Consider the following 22,651-nt stretch of genomic DNA (forward strand, 5'->3'; position numbering starts at 1 on the left):
GAAAAGCGGCCTGTCGCCACATGATTGCGACCGCTCAGGACAGAGCGGGGTGATGCCGGACGCGCCTCCATCGTCGCATCCGGCACCGGGTTGCCGCTACGTGCGCGGTGGGTTGGCGGGCAGCCACTCGTCGAGCCGGGTCGAGAAGATCTGCGCGCCCTCCACAGGAATGAGCGTGCGCTCCTCGATCACCGCCCCGTAGTACGGGGCGGTGTCGTCGCGCACGACCGTCCGCGGATCCTTGCGGAAGGCAAGGGTGCGGCGCACGAAGCCGTCCATGCCGAAGACCTCGGGGCCGGCGATCTCGATGTCGCCGACGGGCTCGCCGGCCGCGGCGCGCGCCACGGCGGTCGAGACGTCTTCTGCGGCGATCGGCTGGATGAGCGCGCCGGGGAGGCGCACGGTGTCGCCCTCCGTCGAGATGTCGGCGATGCTGCCGCCGAACTCCAGGAACTGGGTTGCGTGCACCAGCGAGTATCCAAGACCGGACTCGCGGATGATCTCCTCCTGCGCGCTCTTCGCCGCGAAGTAGGGAATGTTCTGTGGGCGGTTCGTGCCGACGATGGTGAGGGCGACGTGATGTCGCACCCCCGCGTCTTTCTCGGCCACCAGCAGGTTGTGCGTGGACGTGGTGAAGAACTCCATCACGTCGTCCGGCGCGAACGACGGCGAGTTGCTCACGTCGACCACGGTGTCGGCGCCGCGGAGAGCGTCGGCGAGTCCCTCACCGGTGACCGAGTTGACGCCGGTGTTCGGCGACGCGGCGACAGCCTCGTGACCGTGAGCATCGAGTTTCTTCACGACCTTCGAGCCGACGAGCCCGGTTCCGCCGATGACGACGATCTTTGCCATTTTTCATACCTTCCACTCGAGTACGCCGTGCGGCGTCGACAGTGAGGACCGAAACCACACCTCGGGTGTGACACCACATCGCCGACCGCCGGTGGCCGTCACAGATCGATGTGCGCACCGGTCTCGACTTGTGGTGCTCCGCTGCCTGCTCGGGAGTGCCCTGTGCAGCGCAGGCGTCGTGGGTCGAGAGAGGATGAAGACATGAGCGTTCACGATCTGGATGACGCCGTCCAGGTGTTCGCCGGGCAGCGTCGGCGCTTGTTCGGCATCGCCTATCGGATGCTGGGCACCGTGTCAGATGCCGAGGACATCGTGCAGGAGACGTGGATCCGCTGGCAGGGAACGGATCGCAGCCGCGTCACCGACCCGGCGGCGTTTCTGACGACGATCACCACACGCCTGTCGATCAACGTGCTGCAGTCGGCGCGGTCCCGCAGGGAGACCTACATCGGCCCGTGGCTGCCCGAGCCGGTCAACACCGACGACGACCCCGCTCTCGGCGCCGAGCGGGCCGAGGCCCTGCAGTTCGCGATCCTCCTGACCCTCGAGAAGCTGACCCCCGCCGAGCGCGCCGCCTACATCCTGCGTGAAGCCTTCGACTACCCCTATCCCCGCATCGCCGACATCCTCTCCACGACGGTCGTGAACGCGCGGCAGCTCGTCAGCCGAGCCCGCTCGCACCTCGCATCGGCCCGACACGCAGACGTCGAGCCCAGGCATCAGCGCAGGCTTCTCCGGGCATTCCTCACCGCCGCGCAGAAGGGCGATGCCCAGGACCTCGAAGAGCTCTTCGCCGACGACGTCGTCAGCTATTCCGACGGCAACGGCGTCAAGCTCGCCGCACGCATCCCCGTCGTCGGGCGGACACGGGTCGCGAAGTTCGTCGCCGCCTTCGCCCATCACTTCTGGACGGGTAAACACATCGACTGGGTCCAGGTCAACGGCCAGCCCGCGGCAGCGCTCTCCGAAGACGGGACCGTGACCACCGTGGTCGTCGTGACGACCTCGAAAGATGGCATCCGGCAACTCCTCTGGGTGATGAGCCCCGACAAGCTCGGCCACGTCACCTCGGTCTCGGTATGAGGCGCGTGCGGTTCCGGCATCGTGGCGGTTCGCCGCACTCGATCGACTCCGCGTCGGTCGCCGTCGACCGACTCGTCGCCGTCCTGTCCTCGGGGCCGTCCGGCGCGACCGACGACATCGTCGAGGACGACGCGACCTTGATCGTCGACGGCGGACATCGTGAACGCTCGACGTCGGCGTCGGGCAGGACCGCGGCGCTCACCGGCCTCCGCGCACTGATGACGCCCGGGGTGCTGCCCGCGGTGGCGTCGGTCAACGGCGCGCCGGGAATCGTCCTCGTACACGGCGACTCCGTTGTCGCCGTGATCGCCGTCGAGATCCACGACAGTGCGATCTCGTCGATCTGGGTCGTCAGCGCCCCGGAGAAGCTCGACCACTGGCAGCTGTGATCTCTGCCCGAGGCGGCCGGTGCCGGACACCAGAAGCCACGCCCGGTGCGTGGAGGTGCGGTGCGCCGAACCAGACGCTGCCGCTGCCCTGACCCACGGATGCGACGTCGCCGCCGTCGCGTCCGCCGGACTCGTCGGCGCCGATAAGGCAGCGGTCGGTGGCGGGCATCTCACTCGCCGCCGGTCGCGGCGGAACGAGACACGACGAGCGGCAGGAACAATGTGTCGACGATCGTGACGATCCGTGTCGGGGGGATCGGTGCGGGGTCCATCAGCAGATCGTGGCGTACGAGATCGAAGGGCAGCGCGAGTACGGCCGGGTCGGTCTCGTCGAGGTCGATCTCGCCCCGTTGTGCGGCGCGGGCGTAGATGAGCTGCATCCGCACGGTGCGCTGATCTCCGAAGATCCGGTCACGCACCTCTTCTGGTGTCAACCCCATCCGCGACGCGAGACCGCCGAAGGCGGTCGCGGCAGCCACTGCGAAGAGTGCACCGCCGGTGGCCCCCATACCGGTCAAGGCAGCGATCAGGTCACCACGCAACGACCCCGTGTCGGGCAGATCGACGGTGTGCTCCGTGCGGTAGTGCTGCAGCGACGCCAACACCAGTTCGTCCTTGTTGGCCCAGCGGCGGTACAGCACCGGCTCGCTCGTGCCGGCGCGGCGAGCGACCGAGTCCATCGTCAGGTTCGCATAGCCGGTGGTGACCAACTCGTCCCAGCAGGCTTCCAGGATCGCGGCTTGAAGCTCGTCACCGTATCGCCGACGGGGGGCGGGGGACGTTGTCGGAACGACCATCCGCCCATCGTAGAAAGTTTTTCCTTTCTTGACAATGTCGCCTACTGTCGTAGATAGTGATTGCTTTCTACCTCGCTGCCGAGTGATGTCCGCTCCGCCGGGCTCCGGTTGGTCCACGTCGCCGCCCGGCAGCACGACCATACGAACGATGGAGGAAAGAACCGTGGCAACTGCAGTGCCGCCCGGAGTCGGGGCACGATCGACGTTCTTCGCCGATGGGGCGATGAACTCCATGACCTCAGCGATGCTCGGCCGCGTCTACGTCGGCGCCGCCGACACCGGCGAGACCCTCGCCACGATCGACCGGATCGTCGACGGGGATGTCGCCTCGTGGGTTGCGGAATGGGAGGCTCTCGCCGACCGGATCGCCGCGCTCGCCGAATCGAGTCTCCAGGGTGGACATCGCGTCAGCGCGCGGAACACCTTCCTGCGCGCCGCGACCTACTACACCCCGGTGATCCTCATGGTCGACGGGCTCGACAACCCCGACACGGTCCTGAAACGCACTTTCTCCGCCTACCGCCGCTGCTGGGAGCAGTACCTCAGCCTCCTGGACAATCCGCCCGAGGCCATCGAGATCCCCTATGGTGAGTCCACGATGCCGGGCTGGTTCTTCGCATCGAGCAGCTCGGGACCGGCCAAGACCATCATCCTGGCCAACGGTGCGGACGGTGCGACCAGCTATCTCTACCCGGGATACGGTCTGGAGGCTGCCACTCGCGGGTACAACGTGATCCTGTTCGACGGCCCCGGTCAGCAGCGCATGTTGTTCGAGCGTGGCGTGCCGTTCCGGCACGACTGGGAGAACGTTCTTGGCCCGGTGCTCGACTACGCTCTCACCCGCCCCGAGGTCGACCGGGACCGCATCGTCCTCTATGCCGTCAGCCAGGGCGGCTTCTGGGCGCCCCGGACCCTCGCCTTCGAACACCGCTTCCAGGCGGCCGTGATCGACGGCGGCGTCACCGACGTCTCCGTCGCGTGGCGGGGCCTACTCGGCCCCGACCGGATGACGATGGTCGAGGACGGCGACGACCAGCGCCTCACCACAGACATCGAGAACCTCCCACCGGCAGCCAGGCGCATGATCGCGTGGCGGACCAAGCCCTACGGCAAGCCCAACGTGCGCGAGGCCTACGAGGCCGTCCTGCAGTATCGGATCACCCCCGAGCTCGCCGGGCGGATCACCACCCCGGTGCTGATCGCGAACCCGGACGACGAGGGCTACTTCGCCGGCCAGCCCGCCGAACTGTACGAGATGATTCCCGGCGACAAGGAGATCGTGCACTTCACCGCAGCCGACGGCGCCGCCGGGCACTGCGAGCCGATGGCGCGAGGGCTGGCCGCGACACGGTTCTTCGACTTCCTCGACGACCACGTCGCCTGACCGCACCCCCGCATGCTGCTGCAGTGACGCGTAGACCGCGCCAGGGCTTGTCCCTATCCGAAACACCTGACGTCTCGGACGTGGCCCCGCACGCACACAAGGGTCTGACCCCACCCAGCTGGCACTGACCACAACGTGGTCCACCTCGGACCCCTCCGGCAATCAGGCGCACACCGGAGTTCCGCTGGACCGCCGTCAGCGACCTCGTGCCGGGTTCTCGGCAGGATGTCGCCTGAATACAGCGATGTCGCCTGAATACAGATCAGGGCCGTTTCGGATACTCCCGAAACGGCCCCTGAGCTGGTAAATGCGGTTGTCGGGCTGACAGGATTTGAACCTGCGACCACTTGACCCCCAGTCAAGTGCGCTACCAAACTGCGCCACAGCCCGTCGCCTTCCGAAGAAGGCCTAGATGACATTAGCCGACCACCCCCGTCCGGGACCAATCGGCTGGTCAGCGGCAGTTTCGGACACTCACTCCTGTTCGGAGGTCTGCTGGTACCACTGCCAGAGTGCGGTCAAGATCACAGAACCCGCCACCGCACCGATCAATCCCGGCCAGCTCCACCCCATCCCGTGGCCGGTGACGACACTCGCGAAGACCCCACCGAGGAATGCGCCGGCCAGGCCCGTGGCGCACGCGAGGCCCCAGTCCAGGCTGGCGCGCTTGCGACCCATGATGAGCTGGGCGAGAACACCCACGAGGATTCCGAAGACGATGATGCCGATGAGGATCATGTGGGCAGTATCACACAGCCGCGAGGGCCTGCGTTCGGGGTTGGCGCAGGGTGATCCGATCGCAACGCTCCCCCGATCCGGTGCCTGATGCACCGGCCCGAGGGAGCGTCGTCGACCGGGTGATGGCCGATGAGGTCATCGCAAGGCCGCGGTCAGCGCTTGCGCCGGTCCCGCTTGTCACGCACACGCACGTTGATGCGTACCGGCGAGCCGTCGAAGTCGAACTGCTCGCGCAGACGACGTTCCAGGAAGCGACGGTAGCCGGCCTCGAGGAATCCGGTCGTGAACAGCACGAAGGTCGGCGGACGCACCGACGCCTGGGTGGCGAACAGCACGCGCGGCTGCCGTCCACCACGGAGCGGCGGCGGGTTGGCGGCGATGACCTCTTTGAGCCAGTTGTTCAGCGGGCCGGTGGACACGCGCTTGTCCCACGACTCCAACGACGACTCGAGCGCCGGAACCAGCTTCTGCACCGCACGGCCGGTCATCGCCGAGATGTTCACCCGACGCGCCCACGGGACGCGGGCGAGTTCGCGATCGATCTCCTTGTCGAGCTGATAGCGACGATCCTCGTCGACCAGATCCCACTTGTTGAACGCGATCACCAGGGCGCGACCGGATTCGATCACCATCGACAGCACCCGCAGGTCCTGCTCGGTGATCGGCTGCGACGCGTCGATCAGCAGGATCGCGATCTCCGCGGCGTCGATCGCCGCGCGTGTCCGCAGTGATGCGTAGTACTCGTGGCCGCTGGCGGTACGCACCTTGCGGCGCAAACCGGCCGTGTCGACGAACTGCCAGGTACTGCCGCCGAGTTCGATGAGCTCGTCGACGGGGTCGACGGTGGTACCCGCGACATTGTCGACCACCGAACGCTCGGAACCGGCCAGCTTGTTGAGCAGCGAACTCTTGCCGACGTTCGGCTTGCCGACCAGCGCCACACGGCGCGGTCCGCCGAGCTGCGCCGGGGCCTCACGCGGGGTGGTCGGCAGCTTCGCCAGGATCACGTCGAGCAGATCACCCGCACCGCGACCGTGCGCCGCCGACACCGGGTACGGCTCACCGAGACCCAACGACCACAGCGACGCGGTCTCGGCCTCGAGACGCTCGCTGTCGACCTTGTTGGCCACCAGGATCACCGGGGCCTTGGACCGCCGCAGCACGCGTGCCACGGCCTCGTCGGTGGCGGTGGCACCCACGGTGGCATCCACCACGACGACGATCACATCGGCGGTGCTCATCGCTCGCTCGGCCTGCGCCGCGACGGCCTGCTGCAGCCCCTTCGCATCGGGTTCCCATCCGCCGGTGTCGACGACGCTGAACCGCCGGCCCGACCACGACGCCGCATACGACACGCGGTCGCGGGTGACACCCGGGATGTCCTCGACGACGGCCTCGCGTCGGCCGAGGATGCGGTTCACCAACGTCGACTTGCCCACATTCGGCCGGCCGACGATGGCCACCTCGGAGACCCGCTCGAAGTCTCCGAACTCGTCGAGAGCATCGAGATCACCGAGTTCCCAGTCGGATTCGTCCGACCAGGTGCCGTCTCCGGGCAGTGCGGTGATGTCGCTGGACTGCTGATCGCCGATGTCGGTCACGACGCAACTCCGATCCTCGCGCGGACCAGGCCGACCAGATGGTCGAGCACCTGCTCCAGGGTCATGTCACTGGTGTCCACCATGATCGCGTCGTCGGCCGGACGCAGCGGCGACACCGCACGGGTGGAATCGAGATGGTCACGGCGGTTCACCGCGGCGAGCACCTCGTCGAGATCACTGGGCCGGCCGGCGGCCAGATTCTGGCGATGACGACGCTGCGCGCGTGCCTCCGGGGTGGCGGTGAGGAAGATCTTCACCAGCGCATCGGGGAACACCACAGTCCCGATGTCACGCCCCTCCACCACCAGCAGATCATCCTCGGCCTGGCGGCGTTGCAGCGCCACGAGTTTCGTACGGACCGCCGGAATCGCCGACACCGCAGACACATTCGCGGTCACCTCGTCGGTGCGGATGGGCCCGGACACGTCCTCGCCGTCGAGCAGCACCCGCGACGCACCGGTCCCGGTGGACTGCAGGACGATGTCGGCGGCATCCACCACGGCGGTCACCGCGTCGGCGTCGTCGGCCGGCACACCGGCCCGCAACACCGCGAGGGTCGCCGCACGGTACATCGCCCCGGTGTCGAGGTAGTGGGCACCGACCTTGTCGCCCAACAGTTTCGAGACGGTCGACTTGCCGGTCCCGGCGGGACCGTCGATGGCGACCACACCGGCGCTCACAGACCGACCGCCTTGTACAGCGCACCCACCTCGTCGCGGCCGAGCACACGCAGGCTGCCCGGCCGTTGCTCGCCGAGTGCGACGGTACCGATGTGCGTGCGTACCAGTGCCTGCACCGGATGCCCGACGGCCTCCATCAGGCGGCGCACGATCCGGTTGCGGCCCTCGTGCAGGGTGATCCGGACCTGCGACTGTCCCTCGTACACGGCCAGCACGGTGAAGCTGTCCACCGAGACCGGGCCGTCCTCGAGTTCCACGCCGTCACGCAGGGTGCGGCCCAGGTTGCGCTGCACCTCACCGCGCACGGTCGCGATGTAGGTCTTGGGCACCTCGTAGGACGGGTGCATCAGCCGGTGTGCCAGCTCGCCGTCGTTGGTCAGCAACAGCAGGCCCTCGGTGTCGGCGTCGAGGCGTCCGACGTGGAACAGTCGCTGCCCCGCCATCACCCGCTCGGCGACGATGTCACCGACGCAGGGCCGGCCCTGGTCGTCGGCCATGGTCGACTGCCAGCCCTTGGGCTTGTTCAGGGCGAGGTACTGGCGGGTCTCGTCGACGATGACGCGGGCGCCGTCGACGCGGATCACCGCGGTGTCGGGGTCGATTCGCAGACCCTGCTCGGTGACGATCTCACCGTCCACCTCGACGCGGCCGGCGGCGATCATCTCCTCGGCACCACGCCGCGAGGCCACACCGGCCTGGGCGAGGACCTTCTGCAACCGCACGCCGTCGGCGACGTAGGTCGCGCCGCCGTCGTCGGTGCCGCCGGACACGGTCTGATGCCGGGCCGGCTTCGCATTGTTGAGCCGGATGCGTCCGGCGTTCACATCAGGCTGTGAACTGCCCTTGCGATGCCTCTTCTTGCCCCGGGGGTCGGCCCCACCGACGCCGGCGGCGCCTCGATGCGGGGGCTTCTTGCCGGTGCGTTTGGGCTGACCCGCCCCGCTCTTCGCGGTGGGTTTGCCTCGCTTGCGAGGTCCCGGTGTGCCATCTCGGCCAGCGGTTGCCATTGTTCAGTCCTGTGTGTCGGGGGTATCTGATCGGGCCCCGGACGACGATCCGTCGTCCGATGCCCCCTCCGAGTCTGACGCTTTGCCCGCGAGTTTGGCGAATCGGGGATCGGCGAGGAGCTCCTCGTCGAGGTCGTCGATGAGGTCCACATCGGGCAACAGAGGTGCCAGATCCGGCAGTTCGGCCAGTGACGCCAGCCCGAGTCGCTCGAGGAACAGGTCGGTGGTGCCATACGTGGTGGCGGTGGTCTGCGGCTCGGTGCCCACCTCGTTGATCAGGCCACGGGCCACCAGTGTGCGGATCACGCCGTCGACGTTGACGCCGCGGATCGCACTCACCCGGGCCCGGGTGACCGGCTGGCGGTAGGCCACCACCGCGAGCGTCTCGAGCGCGGCGCGGGTGAGCTTGGACCGTGCACCGTCGAGAAGGAGACGTTCGACATACGGGGCGTAGTCGGTACGCGTATAGAACCGCCAGCCGTCGCCGGCGTAACGCAGGTCGATGCCACTGCCCCGTTCGGTGAGCTCCGACGACATCCGGTTGAGCATGTCGGTCACCCGGCGCCTGTCGGTGCCGACGGCGCTCGAGAGCTCGTCGGAGGTGGCCGGGGTGTCGACGACGAGCAGCACCGCCTCCAACGCCGCCCGCAGTGACGCGTCGTCGAGCGCCATCTCGGCGGCCTCCCCCGGCTCGTCGAGTACCGTGGCGTCCTCCAGGACGACGGGAACCTCGAGAACCACGGGAACGACGGGCGCCTCGGATTCGGAGGCCACACCGGACCCCGCCGGCACCTCGGACTCGGCGGCTTCTGCGGAATCGACCGCGTCGACGCCCGCCGGCTCGGCAGTGGTCGGCTCGGCAGTGGTCGGCTCGGCAGTGGACGGCTCGGTAGTGGACGGCTCGGTAGTGGACGGCTCGGTAGTGGACGGCTCGCCGGCTGCCACGTCGTCGGCGGTCGATTCCGGGCCGTCCATCTCGGGGACCTCGTCGGTCTGGCTCACTCGTAGTCCTCCTCGGCCCGCTCGAAACTCAGATCGCCGGGGGCGCGTTCCCCGGACCAGCTCACGCGCAGATTCCCCAACGCCTCGGGTTGGTCGAAGGTGATCGCCCGCTCCCGGAACAACTCCAGCAGGCCCAGGAAGCTACCGACCACCTCGAGCCCGGTGGCACAGTCGGCGGTGAGTTGCCGGAAGGTCAGCCAGTCATCGGGTGATGCGCTGAGCAGCGCGGCCATCCGGCGGGCCTGCCCCGGCACCGACACCTGGTGCACGTCGTGCAGGTGATCGAGACCCACGGTCGGGACCGGTCGTGGCCGCATCGCCGCCGCTGCGACCTGGGCGAATCCGTCGGCGTCGACGCCGAGCTGCACCTCTGGCAGCAGATCGGCGTAGCGATCCTCCAACGACACCGACCGCGGGTAACGCTGCAGGGCGGCGGCCTCGAGCTCGCCGAACAGCGCCGCGACCTGCTTGTAGGCGCGGTACTGCAGCAACCGCGCGAACAGCAGGTCGCGGGCCTCGAGCAGGGCCAGGTCCTCGGGGTCGTCGACCTCACCGGACGGCAGCAGCCGCGCCGCCTTGAGATCGAGCAGGGTCGCCGCGACCACCAGGAACTCGGTGGTCTGCTCGAGCCCGAGCTCCGGACCCATCTGTTTGGTGTAGGCGATGAAGTCGTCGGTGACCTCGTGCAACGCCACCTCGGTGACGTCCAGCCGGTGCTGGCTGATCAGGTTCAGCAACAGGTCGAACGGCCCCTCGAAGTTCTTGAGCTTGACCCGGAACCCGGTTGCCTCGGTGTCCGAGTCGGCGGGCTGACCGTCTGCGGTTGCCGTCGGGGTCCGGACGCCCGCAGCGGTCGGGGTACCGTCCGACGGCGCTGTGGCCCCAGGGTCTGCACCGTCCGCCGGGATCTCGGCCGGGACGTCGGCAGCATCGTCGGTGGCCGGTTCGGTCATGCCTGCTTGACGTTGCGCGCGATCACCTCACGCGCCAGGGCGCGGTATGCCTCGGCGCCGGCGGACTTGGGCGCCCACGACGTGATCGGCTCACCGGCGACGCTCGTCTCCGGGAAACGGACGGTCCGGGAGACGACGGTGTCGTAGACCTTCTCGCCGAACACCTCGACCACCCGGGCCATCACCTCACGCGAGTGCAGGGTGCGGGCGTCGAACATGGTGACCAGGATGCCGCCGACGTCGAGTCGCGGATTGAGACGATCGTGCACCTTTTCGATGGTGTCGTTGAGCAGTGCCAACCCACGCAGGCTGAAGTACTCGCACTCCATCGGGATCAGCACGGTGTCCGAGCAGGCCAGGGCGTTGACGGTGAGCAACCCCAGCGAGGGTTGGCAGTCGATCAGCACCACGTCATAACGGTCGAGTACCGGATGCAAGGCCCGCCCGAGGGCCTGCTCGCGGCCCACCTCGGTGACCAGCTGGATCTCCGCCGCCGACAGGTCGATGTTGCTCGGCAGCAGGTCGAGCCCGTCCACCCGGGTCCGCATGAGCACGTCGTCGGTGGCCGCATGGGGCGGCACCAGCAGGTTGTAGACGGTCTCGTCCAGCTCGTGATGCGGAACACCCAGTCCTGCCGACAGCGCGCCCTGCGGATCGAGGTCGACCAGCAGCACGCGGCGGCCGTACTCGGCGAGCGCTGCGCCGAGGTTGATCGTCGACGTCGTCTTGCCGACGCCGCCTTTCTGGTTGCACACCGCGATCACGGTGGCGGGGCCGTGCCGCTCGAGGGGCGCGGGCACCGGCACCGGCCGGTACGGCCGCCCGGTCGGCCCGATCTCGGCCTTCGGGGTTGCCTGACCAGCGTTTTCGGTCTCGTCGACACCGGTGTTCGTGGGCACCTCCAGGCGATACTGATCATCGAGACGGTACTGATCGTCGCCGGAGACGCCGTCCTGCCGTGTGGTCGGAATGCTCACAGGTGCGACGCCCCTTTCTCTGCCGGTTGTCGACGACTCGTCTCGAACCCTTGTGTCAGCCTAGTGCGTTGGTGCCGGGAACCGGCGGAGCATCGCCGTTCACCGCGCACGGGGATGGGCAGTGGCATAGACCTCACGCATGGTGTTGACGGTGACCAGGGTGTAAACCTGCGTGGTGGTCACCGATGCGTGCCCGAGCAGTTCCTGCACCACCCGGACATCGGCGCCGCCGTCGAGCAGGTGGGTGGCGAAGCTGTGCCGCAGGGTGTGCGGGGAGACGCTCTGTTCGAGTCCGGCGCGCTCGGCCGCACCGGCGAGCACCTGCCAGGCACCCTGCCGGGTGAGCCGGCCACCGCGGGCATTGAGGAACATCGCGGGCGTCGAGCGGGAGATCAGCGTGGGCCGCCCCCGCACCAGGTAGGCGTCGAGTGCGTCCACCGCCGGACCGCCGATCGGGACCAGCCGTTCCTTGCCGCCCTTGCCGCGCAATCGGACCGCACGCAGCTCGGTGTCGATGTCGTCGACGTCGAGTCCCGTGGCCTCGGAGATCCGCGCGCCGCTGCTGTAGAGCAGTTCGAGCAGTGCCCGATCCCGCAGCGCGCGTGGATGATCCCCGGCACCGGCGGTCTCCAGGATGCGGACGACATCGGCCACCGTCAACGCCTTGGGCAGGCGTCGGGCCGGCACCGGGGGCCGCACACCGTGCGCGACATCGTCGACGACGATCCCCTCGGCGGCGGCGAACTTGTGAAAACCCCTGGTGGCCACCAATGTTCGCGCCACCGAACTGTCGGCGAGGGGATCGTGACCGGCGTCCGGGTCGCCGCGACGCAAGGCCACGAGAAACCCGCGGACATCGGCCTCGGACACCTCGTCGAGCCCGTCGATCCGACGGTCGGCGAGGTAGCCCCGGTACCGTTCGAGGTCGCGCCCGTAGGACGCCAGGGTGTTCGCGGCGACGCCCCGTTCGACGGTGAGATGGTCCAGATAGCGCGCGAGGGCATCGTCGATGCTCACGCGCGCACCCGTGGACACTCCCCTCACCTGCCGGTCGGTTCCGAGCCCTCGCGAGCCTTTCTGGCCCGCAGCGCGCTCGGCTCGTCCGGCCAGGGTGCGGCGACCTCGCGCAGCGGTACGGCGTCACGCTCGGCGGCCGCGGCCGCCAGCACCCCGGCGACGGCCGTCGCGTTGACGATCTCTCCGGCGAACACCTTGGCCACCGCGTCGTCGAGGTGCACCCACTCCACGGCCATGTCGGCCTCTTCGTCGGTGCGTTCGGCGGCGGCCAGCGACGTCAGATCGGTCGCGAGGTACAGGCGCAGCGCCTCGTCGGTGAATCCGGGTGAGAGTGCCAGGTCCACCAGCACCTGCCACTCCCCGGCTTCGAGATCGGTCTCTTCGGCCAGTTCGCGGCGGGCCGCATCCACCGGCGACTCGCCGCCGGACTGGTCGAGCAGTCCGGCGGGCAGCTCCAGCAGACGACGCCCCACCGGGTGGCGGTACTGACGGACCATCGCGATCCGTCCCTGCGCGTCACGAGCGACGACGGCCACCGCACCATAGTGTTCGACCACTTCCCGCTCGGCGACCCGGCCGCCGGGCATCTCGACGTCGTCGATGCGCAGCGCGAGGATCGCGCCGGTGTACACCGTGCGCGAGCCGTGGACCTCGAACCCGTGCGTGCCGGGGCCGGACGGTGCGTCGGTCAACCCTGTTCGCCCTCCTCGGCGGCGACCACCGCAGCCACCTCGACGTCGGCAGCGGAAGTGGCATCCGACGGATCGAACTCACCGAGGTCGACCGGAAGACGCTCGGCTGCCTTGTATTTCAGCGACGCGTCGATGAAGTCACGGAACAGTGGGTGCGGGCGGGTGGGCCGGCTCTTGAGCTCCGGATGGGCCTGCGTGCCCACCAGGAACGGATGCACCGAGGTGGGGTACTCGACGAACTCCACCAGATGTCCGTCCGGCGAGGTGCCGGAGAACTGCAGACCCGACTCGGCGATCTTGTCGCGGTAGGCGTTGTTGACCTCGTAGCGGTGGCGGTGGCGCTCGGAGACGTCGGTGGTGCCGTAGGCCTTGGCCACCAGCGATCCCTCGGCGAGCTTCGCCGGGTAGGCGCCCAGTCGCATGGTGCCACCGAGATCGGCCTCACCGGAGACGGCATCCTGCTGATCGGCCATGGTCGAGATCACCGGATGCGGGGTGTCCGGGTCGAACTCGTCGGAGCTCGCATCGGTGAGACCCACCGATCGCGCCGCCTCGATCACGATGCACTGCAGTCCCAGGCACAGCCCCAGCAACGGGATGCCGCGGCGGCGGGCGTAAGAGATGGCCCCGAGCTTGCCCTCGATGCCACGGATACCGAAACCGCCCGGCACCAGGATGCCGTCCACGTCGGACAGTGCGGCCTGCGCGCCCGCCTCGGTGGCACACTCGTCGGACGGGACCCACTTGATCTCGGCACGCGCACGCCAGGCGAACCCGCCGGCACGAATCGCCTCGGTCACCGACAGGTACGCGTCGGGCAGGTCGACGTACTTGCCGACGAGCGCGATCCGCACCGTCTCCCGCGGATCGTGCACGCGGTGGAGCAACTCACCCCACTCGGTCCAGTCGACGTCGCGGAACGGCAGACCCAGCTTGCGCACGACGTAGGCGTCGAGCTGCTCGCTGTGCAGCACCTTGGGGATGTCGTAGATCGACGGCGCGTCCGGGGTGGAGATCACGCCCTCGACGTCGACGTCGCACATCAGCGCGATCTTCTTCTTCAACCCCTCCGGCACGTCGCGGTCACACCGCAGGATCAGCGCGTCGGGCTGGATGCCGACGTTGCGCAGCGCGGCCACCGAGTGCTGGGTGGGTTTGGTCTTCAGCTCCCCCGACGGCGCGAGGTAGGGCACCAGCGACACGTGCAGGAAGAAGATGTTGTCGCGGCCGACGTCATGCCGGATCTGGCGGGCGGCCTCGATGAACGGCAGCGACTCGATGTCACCGACGGTGCCACCGATCTCGGTGATCACCACGTCCGGGGCGTGGCCGTCGGCATCGGGCTCGCGCATCGCGAGGACCCGCGACTTGAGTTCGTCGGTGATGTGCGGGATCACCTGCACGGTCTCACCGAGGTACTCGCCGCGACGCTCCTTCGCGATGACGGTCGAATACACCTGTCCGGTGGTCACATTCGCCGACTGCGACAGGTTGCGGTCGAGGAACCGCTCATAGTGTCCGACGTCGAGGTCGGTCTCGGCACCGTCCTCGGTGACGAACACCTCGCCGTGCTGGAACGGATTCATCGTCCCGGGATCGACGTTCAGATACGGATCGAGTTTCTGCATCGTCACGCGGAGGCCACGTGCGGTCAGTAGCTGCCCCAGGCTGGAGGCGGTCAGCCCCTTGCCCAGTGACGAGGCCACACCGCCCGTGACGAAAATGTGCTTCGTGTCAGTGTTGACATGGCGAAGAGGTCGCAAAAGAAAGTCTCCCGTCGGCCGGATCAGGTCCTGAAAGCCTGCTCACCTACGGGACTCCAGCCTAACACCACCGACCCGGTTCCCTTGCCACCACACCGAGATCGGCGTCATCGGTTACGTGGGGTGCGCCACTCTCCGGGTCGGCGGGTGAGGCCGATCAGGCTCCGACGGTGATCGCGGTGGCACCGGCCCCGGTGCCGTACGCCCCACTCTTGCCGTCGCTTTCCTGGTTCAGCACCAGCACCGTGGTGATCAGTCCGGTCTGCTGATCGACATCGTCGACGGTCGACACCGCATTACGCAACGCGGGGTCGGCACGGATCACCGCGATCGGTGAGCCGCCGCCCGCCGAGCCAGTCCGTCCGACGACGGCCCCGCCCTGGGCGCGGGCGGTCATCGCCGCGGCGAGCCGGGCCGTCACCTGCCCCTGGGCGCCGGAGTCGCTCGGGAGCGCGTCGCCCGAGACGAACACCACCAGATCGGCCGGCTTGATCGCGTTGTCGACGTAGCTGATGAATCCGCCCTCGCGCAGGGTCTGCAGCGCGGTGGAGCGGTCGGTCGGCACGGCCGCCGGTTGGCCCGCACGGTGCAGCAGCACCGTCCCGAGCAGATCACCGACCCGACCACCGGAGTCCACGAGTTCGGTGCGCAGCGTGGCGCCGGCCGGGATGGTCTGGTCGACGATGGTACGCAACTGTTCGGATTTCTCGTCGCGGACCAGGGCGTCGGTCAGACCGATCTGCCCACCGAAGGCCCCACCGGCGGTCGAGATCGACTCCTTGACCGCGGTGATGTCGGAGTCGGCGGCGTTCGGCGTGGTGACCACCAGGACCGTCTGGCCACGCAGCTGACCCGCCATCACCCGGGGGGCGATCGCGGCGTCGAAGCTGCCCGCGGCATTGACCTGATCGTTGAGGGCGTCGCGCTCGCGCTCGAGGTCCCCGATCCGGTCACGACTGGTCCCGGTCAGGGAGTTCATCCGGTCACCGACGAAACCCGACCCCAGGAACAGCCCCAGGGCCAGTGCCAGGAACACCGCCACCAGTGAGATGACGTGCTGGCGAATCGTGATCATGCGTTACCTGTTCCAGACTCCCCGAACCCACTCGACGAGCTGGTTCCATTGCGCGACAACCCAATCGGCGACATCGGCACCCGCACTCGACAACATCACCGCGGCGATCACGGCGACCAGTGCGGCCAGCACGACACAGGCGATCGCCGCGCCGGAGACCCGGCTGCGGTACAGCGTCGCCACGGCCTTCGCATCCACCAGTTTGGGGCCGACCTTGAGTCGGGTGAGGAAGGTCGACGGCGCACTCTCCCGCCGGGACCGGTCGAAGAAGTCGTCGAGACTGCCGCCGTAGCCGACGGACACGATCAGATCGGCGCCGTGGAAGTCGGCGAGCAACAGCGCGAGGTCACCGGCCGAGCCGGCGGCCGGGAAGGTGGTGGCGCCGATACCGAGATCCTGGATGCGCTCGAGGCCGGGGGCGTGGCCGTCGGTGTCGGCCGGCAGCACCACCTGCGCCCCGCACTTGAGGGTCGCGGCCTTCATGTCGTCGGGGTCGCCGACGATCACCGCGGGCTTGTAGCCGGCCTTGACCAGGGTGTCCGCACCGGCGCCGACGCCCACGAGCACCGGTGCGTACTCCTTGATGAACGGCTTGAGCGACTTGAGGTCGGCGGCATGATCGGGTCCGTCGGCGACCACCACGACATGCTTGCCGACGAGCGAGACGTCGATGTCGGGGACGCCGACACCGTCGACCAGCAGCGGCGATTCGCTACGGATGAACTCGATCGTGTTGCCGGAGAACGCCTCCAAGTGATCGACGAGGCCGGTCTTGGCGTCGATCATCATGCTCGCGATATCGGGTTCGTCGAGGGTGATGCCCTTGGCCAGGCGCCGCTCGCCGACGAAGATGCGGTCGTCGTGCAGACGGACCTTGGCACCGTCCTTGACGCGTTTGAACACCTCGGGCCCGACCTCGTCGAGCAGCACGATGCCCGACGCCACCAGCACCTCCGGGCCGAGGTTGGGGTAGCGCCCGCTGATCGACGACGACACGTTGACCACGGCGACCACGTTGGACTCCACCAGCGCGTCGGCGGTCACCCGGTCGAGGTCGACCTCGTCGAGGATCGCGATGTCCCCGGGTCCGACCCGTTCGAGCAGACGTTTGGTGTTCTTGTCGATTCTGGCGACTCCGATGACGCCAGGCAGTTCTTCGGTGTTCCGCGCGAGCAATGCAGGCATCTTCATGCCCGCAATGATCAGCGCATCACGACGGCAAACCCAGGAGGCGCGCCGTACCATCCGCAACTTTTGTCACAGAGATCCCATAGGGAACTCCAGTCTCAGGAGTCCTTTTCTCCCTCAGCGGTGCTCAGCAGTTCTTCGGCGTGGGCCTTGCCGGTGTCTGATTCGCCCAGGCCGGCGAGCATCCGGGCCAACTCGGCGATCCGTTCATCGCGGTCGAGCGCGCGCACCGTACTGGTCTGCGCTGCACCCTTGCCGGAGTGTTTGCCGATCACGAGATGGTTGTCGGCGAAGGCCGCCACCTGCGGCAGGTGCGTCACCACGATCACCTGGTGGGCACGGGCCAGCCGGGCCAGGCGTCGTCCGATCTCGACCGCCGCGCGACCGCCGACACCCGCGTCGACCTCGTCGAAGACCATCGCCGAGCCCGAAGTCGGTTCGGCCAGAACCACTTCCAACGCCAGCATCACGCGGGAGAGCTCACCGCCGGAGGCCGAGGTGGCGATCGGCAGCGACCGGGCGCCCTTGTGCGGGACCAGGGCGAACTCGATCCGGTCGGCGCCGTCGGCGCCCGCATGCGCGGGCTTGTCACCCACGGTGATCGCCAACCGGTCGTCGGCGCCCGGCGCCTCGAGGGAGACGTCGACGGCGAGGGCCGCATCCCCCATCGCCAGGCCGGCCAGCTCCTTGGACACCTTGGATGCCATCGACGACGCCGCCTTGGCCCGGACGGAGTGGAGCTTGCCTGCGGCCTCGGCGACGGCGGTGCGCGCGATCCCCGACCTGCGCTCGAGCTCGTCGATACTCGCCTGCGGGTCGTCGATCTGCGCCAGCCGCTCGGTGGACTCGTCACGCCAGGCGATCACGCCGTCGATGTCGGGGGCGTACTTGCGCACCAGCGACTTGAGTTCGCCCTGCCTGCTCAACAGCTGGTCGAGTGCGTCGGCGTCGCCCGGAAGCCCGGACAGGAAGTCGGTGAGCTCGGCGCCGATGTCGGTGACGACGGTCAGTGCCTCGCCGACGCGACCGGCCAGCCGCTGTAGTTCGGCGTCGGTGGCACCGTCCAGCAGGGAACGCACCTGACCGAGTCCCTCGATCACCGATCCGGAGTCGCCGGCGATGACGTCCTGCGAGCCGGCCGCGGCGGACCGGATCGATTCGAGGTCGCTCAGCCGCCGGATGGTGTCGGCGAGTTCCTCGTCCTCCCCCTGCTGCGGGTTCACGGCGTTGATCTCGTCGATGCCGAACCGTAGCCGGTCGGCTTCCTGTGCGAGATCGCGCGAGTTGGCGCGCAGGGCGTCGAGCTCGTCGAGGATGGTCACCCACTGTTCGCGGGCCTTGCGATAGGCGGTCAGCGCGTTCTGGGCGCGACTGCCGGCAAAGGTGTCGAGGGCGGCGCGCTGACGTTCCGGACGCAGCAGGCGCAGCTGGTCGTTCTGCCCGTGGACGGTGAGCACCGAGCTGACCAGCTTGCCCAGCACGCCGACGGGCACCGACCGTCCACCCAGATGGGCTCGGGATCGACCGTCGGCCCCCACCGTGCGGATCGCGATGATCGTTCCGTCCTCGTCGAGCTCGGCACCGCTGGATTCGACGAGTTCGGCGATGTCGGCCGACAACTCGCCGTCGGCGCCGACCACCCGGAAGCGTCCTTCGACGGTTGCCTTGGGACTGCCCGACCGCACCCGGCCGGCGTCGGCACGCCCACCCGAGAGCAGCCGCAGGCTGGTCACGATCATCGTCTTGCCTGCACCGGTCTCACCGGTCAGCGCGGTGAACCCGGTCGGGAACGACGCGGACGCGGAGTCGATGACGCCGAGTCCAGCGATCGACAGTTCTTCGAGCACGCTAGGTCTGCCTCCCCCGCCAGCCGGTCACCGGCAGATCGAATTTGCGTACCAGACGATCGGCGAACGGATCGGAATCGATCCGCACCCACTGCACCGAGCGGTCGCTGCGGACCACCTCGACCCGTGCCCCGGCCGGGACGTCGAGTCGTCGACGACCGTCACACAGCGCCACCGCCGCACGCCCGAGTTTGTCCACCTCGACGGCGATGCGGGATCGGGGGCTGGTCACCATCGGGCGGGCGAACAAGGCGTGGGCATTGCTCGGCACCACCAGGATGGCCTCGAGATCGGGCCACATCACCGGGCCTCCCGCGGAGAACGCGTACGCGGTCGATCCGGTCGGGGTGGACACCAGCACGCCGTCGGCGCCGAAGGCCGATACGGGGCGCCCGTCCACCTCGGTGACCAATTCGAGCACGCCCGTGTTGGTGCGGTTGAGGACGGCGACCTCGTTGAGCGCCCAACTGCGCAGTTGCTCACGCCCGGGACAGGCGGGATCGATGACGGTGACATCGAGGGTCATCCGGTGCTCGACGCGGTAGTCGCGATCGATCAGCCGGCGCATCACCTCGTCGACACGGTATGCCTCGGCCTCGGCCAGGAAGCCGATGTGGCCGAGATTGATCCCGAGGACCGGCACCCCGGCCGGATAGGCGAGTTCGGCGGCACGCAGGAATGTGCCGTCGCCGCCGAGCACGATGACGATCTCGCAGCCCTCGGCCGACTCGGCGTCACCTTCGGTGACCTCGACGTCGACGCCGATCCGGCGCAGCTGATCCGGGTCGACCGGGTTGCGGGTCTGCCGCACGGGCGCCCCCGACAGTCCCGCGGACTGCGGATACGCACGGGCCTCGCTCTCCGGATCGGGATCGGACTGGATGTCGTGGTCGACCACCCGCAGGGTCACCCCCGCCGTGGCGCAGTGCCGGGCAATGGACGCGATGGTCTCGGTCACGACTTCCCGACCGGTGTGGGCAACCACGAGAAACTCCCGGTGGTCGGTGCCGGATGCCGATCGGGCCTCCGCTACCGATGCGTTGTCCACAGACTTCCCTTCGTCGTAGGCGATCGTCCCCGGGTCAGGCGGGGCCATCGGCGACGGCCTGCCGGATCATCGCAAGTGTCTCCGAATCCACCGTCTCCGCATCCACCGCCGTGTCGATCCGAGCGGTGTCGGGCGCATCCGGATCGAGCTGATCGCCGTCGCCGTCCCCGAGATCGGTACTGACGATAGTCCCCGATTCCGACAGTTCGCCGTCCGGCCGTCGCAACCAGAGGAAGTACTCCACATTGCCCGACGGTCCCGGCAGCGGGCTGGCGGTGACTCCCCGCAGCTGCAGGTCGAGTCGTTGCGCCTCGGCCACGACCTTGGCGACCGCGGCGACCCGCAGTTGCGGGTCGCGCACCACCCCGCCGGCACCGACGCGATCCTTGCCGACCTCGAACTGCGGCTTGACCATGGGCACGAGGTCGGCGCCGGGCCGCACGCAGGCGACGAAGGCGGGAAGCACCAACGACAGCGAGATGAACGACAGGTCGGCGACCACCAGATCGACCGGACCGCCGATGTCGGCGGCGTTCAGGTGCCGGACGTTGGTGCGATCGTGCACGTCGACACGAGGGTCGTTCTGCAGCCGCCAGATCAGCTGGCCGTATCCGACGTCGACCGCGACCACTTCGCGTGCATCGCGGCGCAGCAGGACGTCGGTGAACCCACCGGTGGATGCGCCGGCGTCGAGGCAGCGTCGGCCGCCGACGGTCAGCCCCTGTGGTTCGAACGCCTCGAGCGCACCGAGCAACTTGTGGGCACCCCGAGATGCCCAGTCGTCCTTTGCCGCGTCGTCGATCAGGACGATCGGGGTGTCCTTGCCGACGTTGGTCGCGGGTTTGGCCGCCACCACCCCGTTGACCTTGACCATGCCGCCGTCGACCAGTTCGCGTGCCTGTTCGCGAGAGCGCGCCAGTCCGCGTCGGACCAGTTCGGCGTCCAGCCGGGCTCGCGCCGCCACTCAGATACTCCTCATCGACGGTCCAGTTCGGACAGGGTCGAGGTCAGCACCTCGTGGGCCTCCTCGAGAAGGGTGGTCTGTCGCGCCAGGGCGACGAGGTCGAAGCCCTCACCGGACCCCGACTCGTCCTGTTCCGTTCGGATCCGGTCGACCTGGTCGAGCAATTCCCGCACCCGGGCGGTCACCGTGGTGGCCAGCTCGGGGTCGATCTGGTGCACACCCGGACCGGTCGGCCGTGAGCCCGGCATCATCTGCGGGCTCGGACGGTGCGGAGTGGTCATGCGGTCCTCCCTGACGTCAGCGTTCGGACACCACGCCGAGCGCGTGCAGCGCGGCGCCGGTCGACTCGTCTGCTCCGACGACGACCAGCTCGGTCAGATCCACCGCACGGGCGTCGGCGAGCGCCCACACCCCGGCGGCGAGGGCGGGCAGCATCGACGTCGGGTCGGCCTTCGGTCCGGCGGCTTCGACGGTGATGGTGTTCTTCTCGGCGCGAACCGCCCAGTCGGCGTTCGGCGCGATCCGCGCGGACTCGGCAGGAGTCAGCAACCCGGCCAGATCGGCGGTCACGAATGTGGGTCGTTGCTCGGGCGGGGCGTTGAGCAGATCCGAGGCCGTGCTGACCCCGGTGAGCACCAGGAGGCTGTCGAGGCCCACCGAATGCGCACCCTGGATGTCGGTGTCGAGGCGATCACCGATCACGAGCGGGGCGTCGGCACCGCTGCGGGCGATCGCATCGGCCATCAGTGGTGCGGCGGGCTTGCCTGCGACCAACGGTTCCTGCCCGGTCGCATTGGCGACCGCGGCGACCAGCGAACCGTTGCCGACGAGCAGACCGCGCTCCGACGGGAGGGTGGCGTCGACATTGGTGGCGATCCACAACGCCCCTGCTCGGATGGCGAGAGCGGCCTCCGACAATTCGGCCCATCCGGTATCCGGGGAATACCCCTGGATCACCGCGGCGGGACGGTCGTCGGCGCTGCGGGTCACCGCGATCCCCACCTCGCGGACTTCCTGGACCAGACCCTCAGAACCGAGAACCAATGCGCGCGAACCGGGTTCGAGGTGTTCGGCGAGCAACCGGGCCCCGCTCTGCGCACTGGTGACGACCTGCTCGGGTGTGGCGGTGAAGCCCATTTCGGTGAGGTGGTCGGCGACGGCATCGGGCCGGCGGCTCGCGTTGTTGGTGACGAAGAACGTCGGCAGGTCCAGCCGCTCGAGGGTCGCGGCGGCATTCGGCACCGGACTGTGCCCGGCGAAGACCGTACCGTCGAGGTCCAACAGCAGTGCGTCGTATCCGGCGACCAGCGAACCCGCCGGTGGACGCCGCGACTTCCGGGTCGCCCGCACCGGCTCGGCTGCAGCGTCGACGGCCGGTGGTGCGTCGGCCTCACGAACCACCGCTTCCGCGACCGGTTCGGTTACCACGACGTCAGGCGCTCCCGAGGCCACCGGCTCAGCCACAACGGGCTCGGTGACAACGGGCTCGGTGACAACCGGCTCGGTGACAACCGGCTCGGTGACAACCGGCTCGGTGACAACCGGCTCGGTGACAACCGGCTCGGTGACAACCGGCTCGGTGACAACCGGCTCG

At 68.6% G+C, this 22,651-nt stretch carries 22 protein-coding genes and 1 tRNA gene; 3 read left to right on the top strand and 20 right to left on the bottom strand.

Going from position 1 to position 22,651, the window contains the following annotated elements:
* Window positions 1-96: 96 nt before the first annotated feature.
* The gene (locus ACWDUA_RS18280; protein ID WP_449752416.1) at window positions 97-852 is read right to left on the bottom strand and encodes an SDR family oxidoreductase; all 756 of its coding nucleotides are present in this window, start codon (window positions 850-852) and stop codon (window positions 97-99) included.
* 201 nt (window positions 853-1,053) lie between these two features.
* Between ACWDUA_RS18280 and ACWDUA_RS18285 the strand changes: the two genes are divergently transcribed.
* Window positions 1,054-1,935: an RNA polymerase sigma-70 factor gene (locus ACWDUA_RS18285; protein ID WP_449752417.1), complete on the top strand. Its 882-nt coding sequence runs from the start codon at window positions 1,054-1,056 to the stop codon at window positions 1,933-1,935.
* A complete protein-coding gene (locus ACWDUA_RS18290) occupies window positions 1,932-2,324 on the top strand; it encodes a hypothetical protein (protein WP_449752418.1) in 393 nt (130 codons plus the stop codon). Before ACWDUA_RS18285 ends, ACWDUA_RS18290 begins: the two co-directional genes overlap by 4 nt.
* Before the next feature lie 170 nt (window positions 2,325-2,494).
* Here ACWDUA_RS18290 and ACWDUA_RS18295 read toward each other — a convergent pair whose 3' ends face one another.
* Complete coding sequence (locus ACWDUA_RS18295; protein ID WP_449752419.1) at window positions 2,495-3,355, bottom strand: TetR/AcrR family transcriptional regulator; 861 nt, start codon at window positions 3,353-3,355, stop codon at window positions 2,495-2,497.
* Here ACWDUA_RS18295 and ACWDUA_RS18300 point away from each other — a divergent pair.
* Entirely contained in the window at window positions 3,354-4,505 is a 1,152-nt protein-coding gene (locus tag ACWDUA_RS18300) for an alpha/beta hydrolase family protein (protein ID WP_449752420.1), read from the top strand. The genes ACWDUA_RS18295 and ACWDUA_RS18300 overlap by 2 nt on opposite strands.
* A gap of 316 nt (window positions 4,506-4,821) precedes the next feature.
* Here the strand turns inward: ACWDUA_RS18300 and ACWDUA_RS18305 are convergent.
* The 18 genes from ACWDUA_RS18305 to ACWDUA_RS18390 all read right to left on the bottom strand — a co-directional run.
* Window positions 4,822-4,895 (bottom strand) — tRNA-Pro (locus ACWDUA_RS18305).
* Between the two features lie 84 nt (window positions 4,896-4,979).
* A complete protein-coding gene (locus ACWDUA_RS18310; RefSeq protein ID WP_449752421.1) occupies window positions 4,980-5,243 on the bottom strand; it encodes a GlsB/YeaQ/YmgE family stress response membrane protein in 264 nt (87 codons plus the stop codon).
* A gap of 152 nt (window positions 5,244-5,395) precedes the next feature.
* Entirely contained in the window at window positions 5,396-6,835 is a 1,440-nt protein-coding gene (der, locus tag ACWDUA_RS18315; RefSeq protein ID WP_449752444.1) for a ribosome biogenesis GTPase Der, read from the bottom strand.
* Between the two features lie 5 nt (window positions 6,836-6,840).
* Complete coding sequence (gene cmk / locus ACWDUA_RS18320) at window positions 6,841-7,524, bottom strand: (d)CMP kinase (RefSeq protein ID WP_449752422.1); 684 nt, start codon at window positions 7,522-7,524, stop codon at window positions 6,841-6,843.
* Complete coding sequence (locus ACWDUA_RS18325; protein ID WP_449752423.1) at window positions 7,521-8,531, bottom strand: pseudouridine synthase; 1,011 nt, start codon at window positions 8,529-8,531, stop codon at window positions 7,521-7,523. The genes cmk and ACWDUA_RS18325 overlap by 4 nt, the downstream gene beginning before the upstream one ends.
* A gap of 3 nt (window positions 8,532-8,534) precedes the next feature.
* The gene (gene scpB / locus ACWDUA_RS18330) at window positions 8,535-9,203 is read right to left on the bottom strand and encodes an SMC-Scp complex subunit ScpB (protein ID WP_449752445.1); all 669 of its coding nucleotides are present in this window, start codon (window positions 9,201-9,203) and stop codon (window positions 8,535-8,537) included.
* 326 nt (window positions 9,204-9,529) lie between these two features.
* Window positions 9,530-10,486, bottom strand: a complete 957-nt coding sequence (locus ACWDUA_RS18335; protein WP_449752424.1) for a segregation and condensation protein A — start codon at window positions 10,484-10,486, stop codon at window positions 9,530-9,532.
* Window positions 10,483-11,385 (bottom strand): ParA family protein, encoded by a 903-nt coding sequence (locus tag ACWDUA_RS18340; protein ID WP_449752446.1) that lies wholly within the window; start codon window positions 11,383-11,385, stop codon window positions 10,483-10,485. The genes ACWDUA_RS18335 and ACWDUA_RS18340 overlap by 4 nt, the downstream gene beginning before the upstream one ends.
* A 177-nt stretch (window positions 11,386-11,562) precedes the next feature.
* Window positions 11,563-12,480 (bottom strand): site-specific tyrosine recombinase XerD, encoded by a 918-nt coding sequence (gene xerD, locus ACWDUA_RS18345; protein ID WP_449752425.1) that lies wholly within the window; start codon window positions 12,478-12,480, stop codon window positions 11,563-11,565.
* Between the two features lie 23 nt (window positions 12,481-12,503).
* Window positions 12,504-13,172 (bottom strand): NUDIX domain-containing protein, encoded by a 669-nt coding sequence (locus ACWDUA_RS18350; RefSeq protein ID WP_449752426.1) that lies wholly within the window; start codon window positions 13,170-13,172, stop codon window positions 12,504-12,506.
* Window positions 13,169-14,935, bottom strand: a complete 1,767-nt coding sequence (locus ACWDUA_RS18355; protein ID WP_449752427.1) for a CTP synthase — start codon at window positions 14,933-14,935, stop codon at window positions 13,169-13,171. Before ACWDUA_RS18355 ends, ACWDUA_RS18350 begins: the two co-directional genes overlap by 4 nt.
* 157 nt (window positions 14,936-15,092) lie before the next feature.
* Window positions 15,093-16,010, bottom strand: a complete 918-nt coding sequence (locus ACWDUA_RS18360; protein ID WP_449752428.1) for a copper transporter — start codon at window positions 16,008-16,010, stop codon at window positions 15,093-15,095.
* A 3-nt stretch (window positions 16,011-16,013) separates the two neighbouring features.
* A complete protein-coding gene (gene steA, locus ACWDUA_RS18365) occupies window positions 16,014-17,195 on the bottom strand; it encodes a putative cytokinetic ring protein SteA (protein WP_449752447.1) in 1,182 nt (393 codons plus the stop codon).
* 101 nt (window positions 17,196-17,296) lie between these two features.
* Entirely contained in the window at window positions 17,297-19,045 is a 1,749-nt protein-coding gene (recN, locus tag ACWDUA_RS18370) for a DNA repair protein RecN (protein WP_449752429.1), read from the bottom strand.
* A gap of 1 nt (window position 19,046) precedes the next feature.
* Window positions 19,047-20,141 carry an NAD kinase gene (locus ACWDUA_RS18375; protein ID WP_449752430.1) on the bottom strand — a complete coding sequence of 365 codons (1,095 nt, stop codon included), beginning with the start codon at window positions 20,139-20,141 and terminating at the stop codon, window positions 19,047-19,049.
* Complete coding sequence (locus tag ACWDUA_RS18380; protein WP_449752431.1) at window positions 20,128-21,057, bottom strand: TlyA family RNA methyltransferase; 930 nt, start codon at window positions 21,055-21,057, stop codon at window positions 20,128-20,130. Before ACWDUA_RS18380 ends, ACWDUA_RS18375 begins: the two co-directional genes overlap by 14 nt.
* Before the next feature lie 11 nt (window positions 21,058-21,068).
* On the bottom strand, window positions 21,069-21,338 hold the full coding sequence (locus tag ACWDUA_RS18385; protein ID WP_449752432.1) for a hypothetical protein: 270 nt from the start codon (window positions 21,336-21,338) through the stop codon (window positions 21,069-21,071).
* Window positions 21,339-21,354: 16 nt separating this feature from the next.
* On the bottom strand, window positions 21,355-22,651 hold a 1,297-nt coding region (locus ACWDUA_RS18390), incomplete at its 5' end, for an HAD-IIA family hydrolase (RefSeq protein WP_449752433.1).

Source organism: Gordonia sp. NPDC003376, assembly GCF_053589235.1.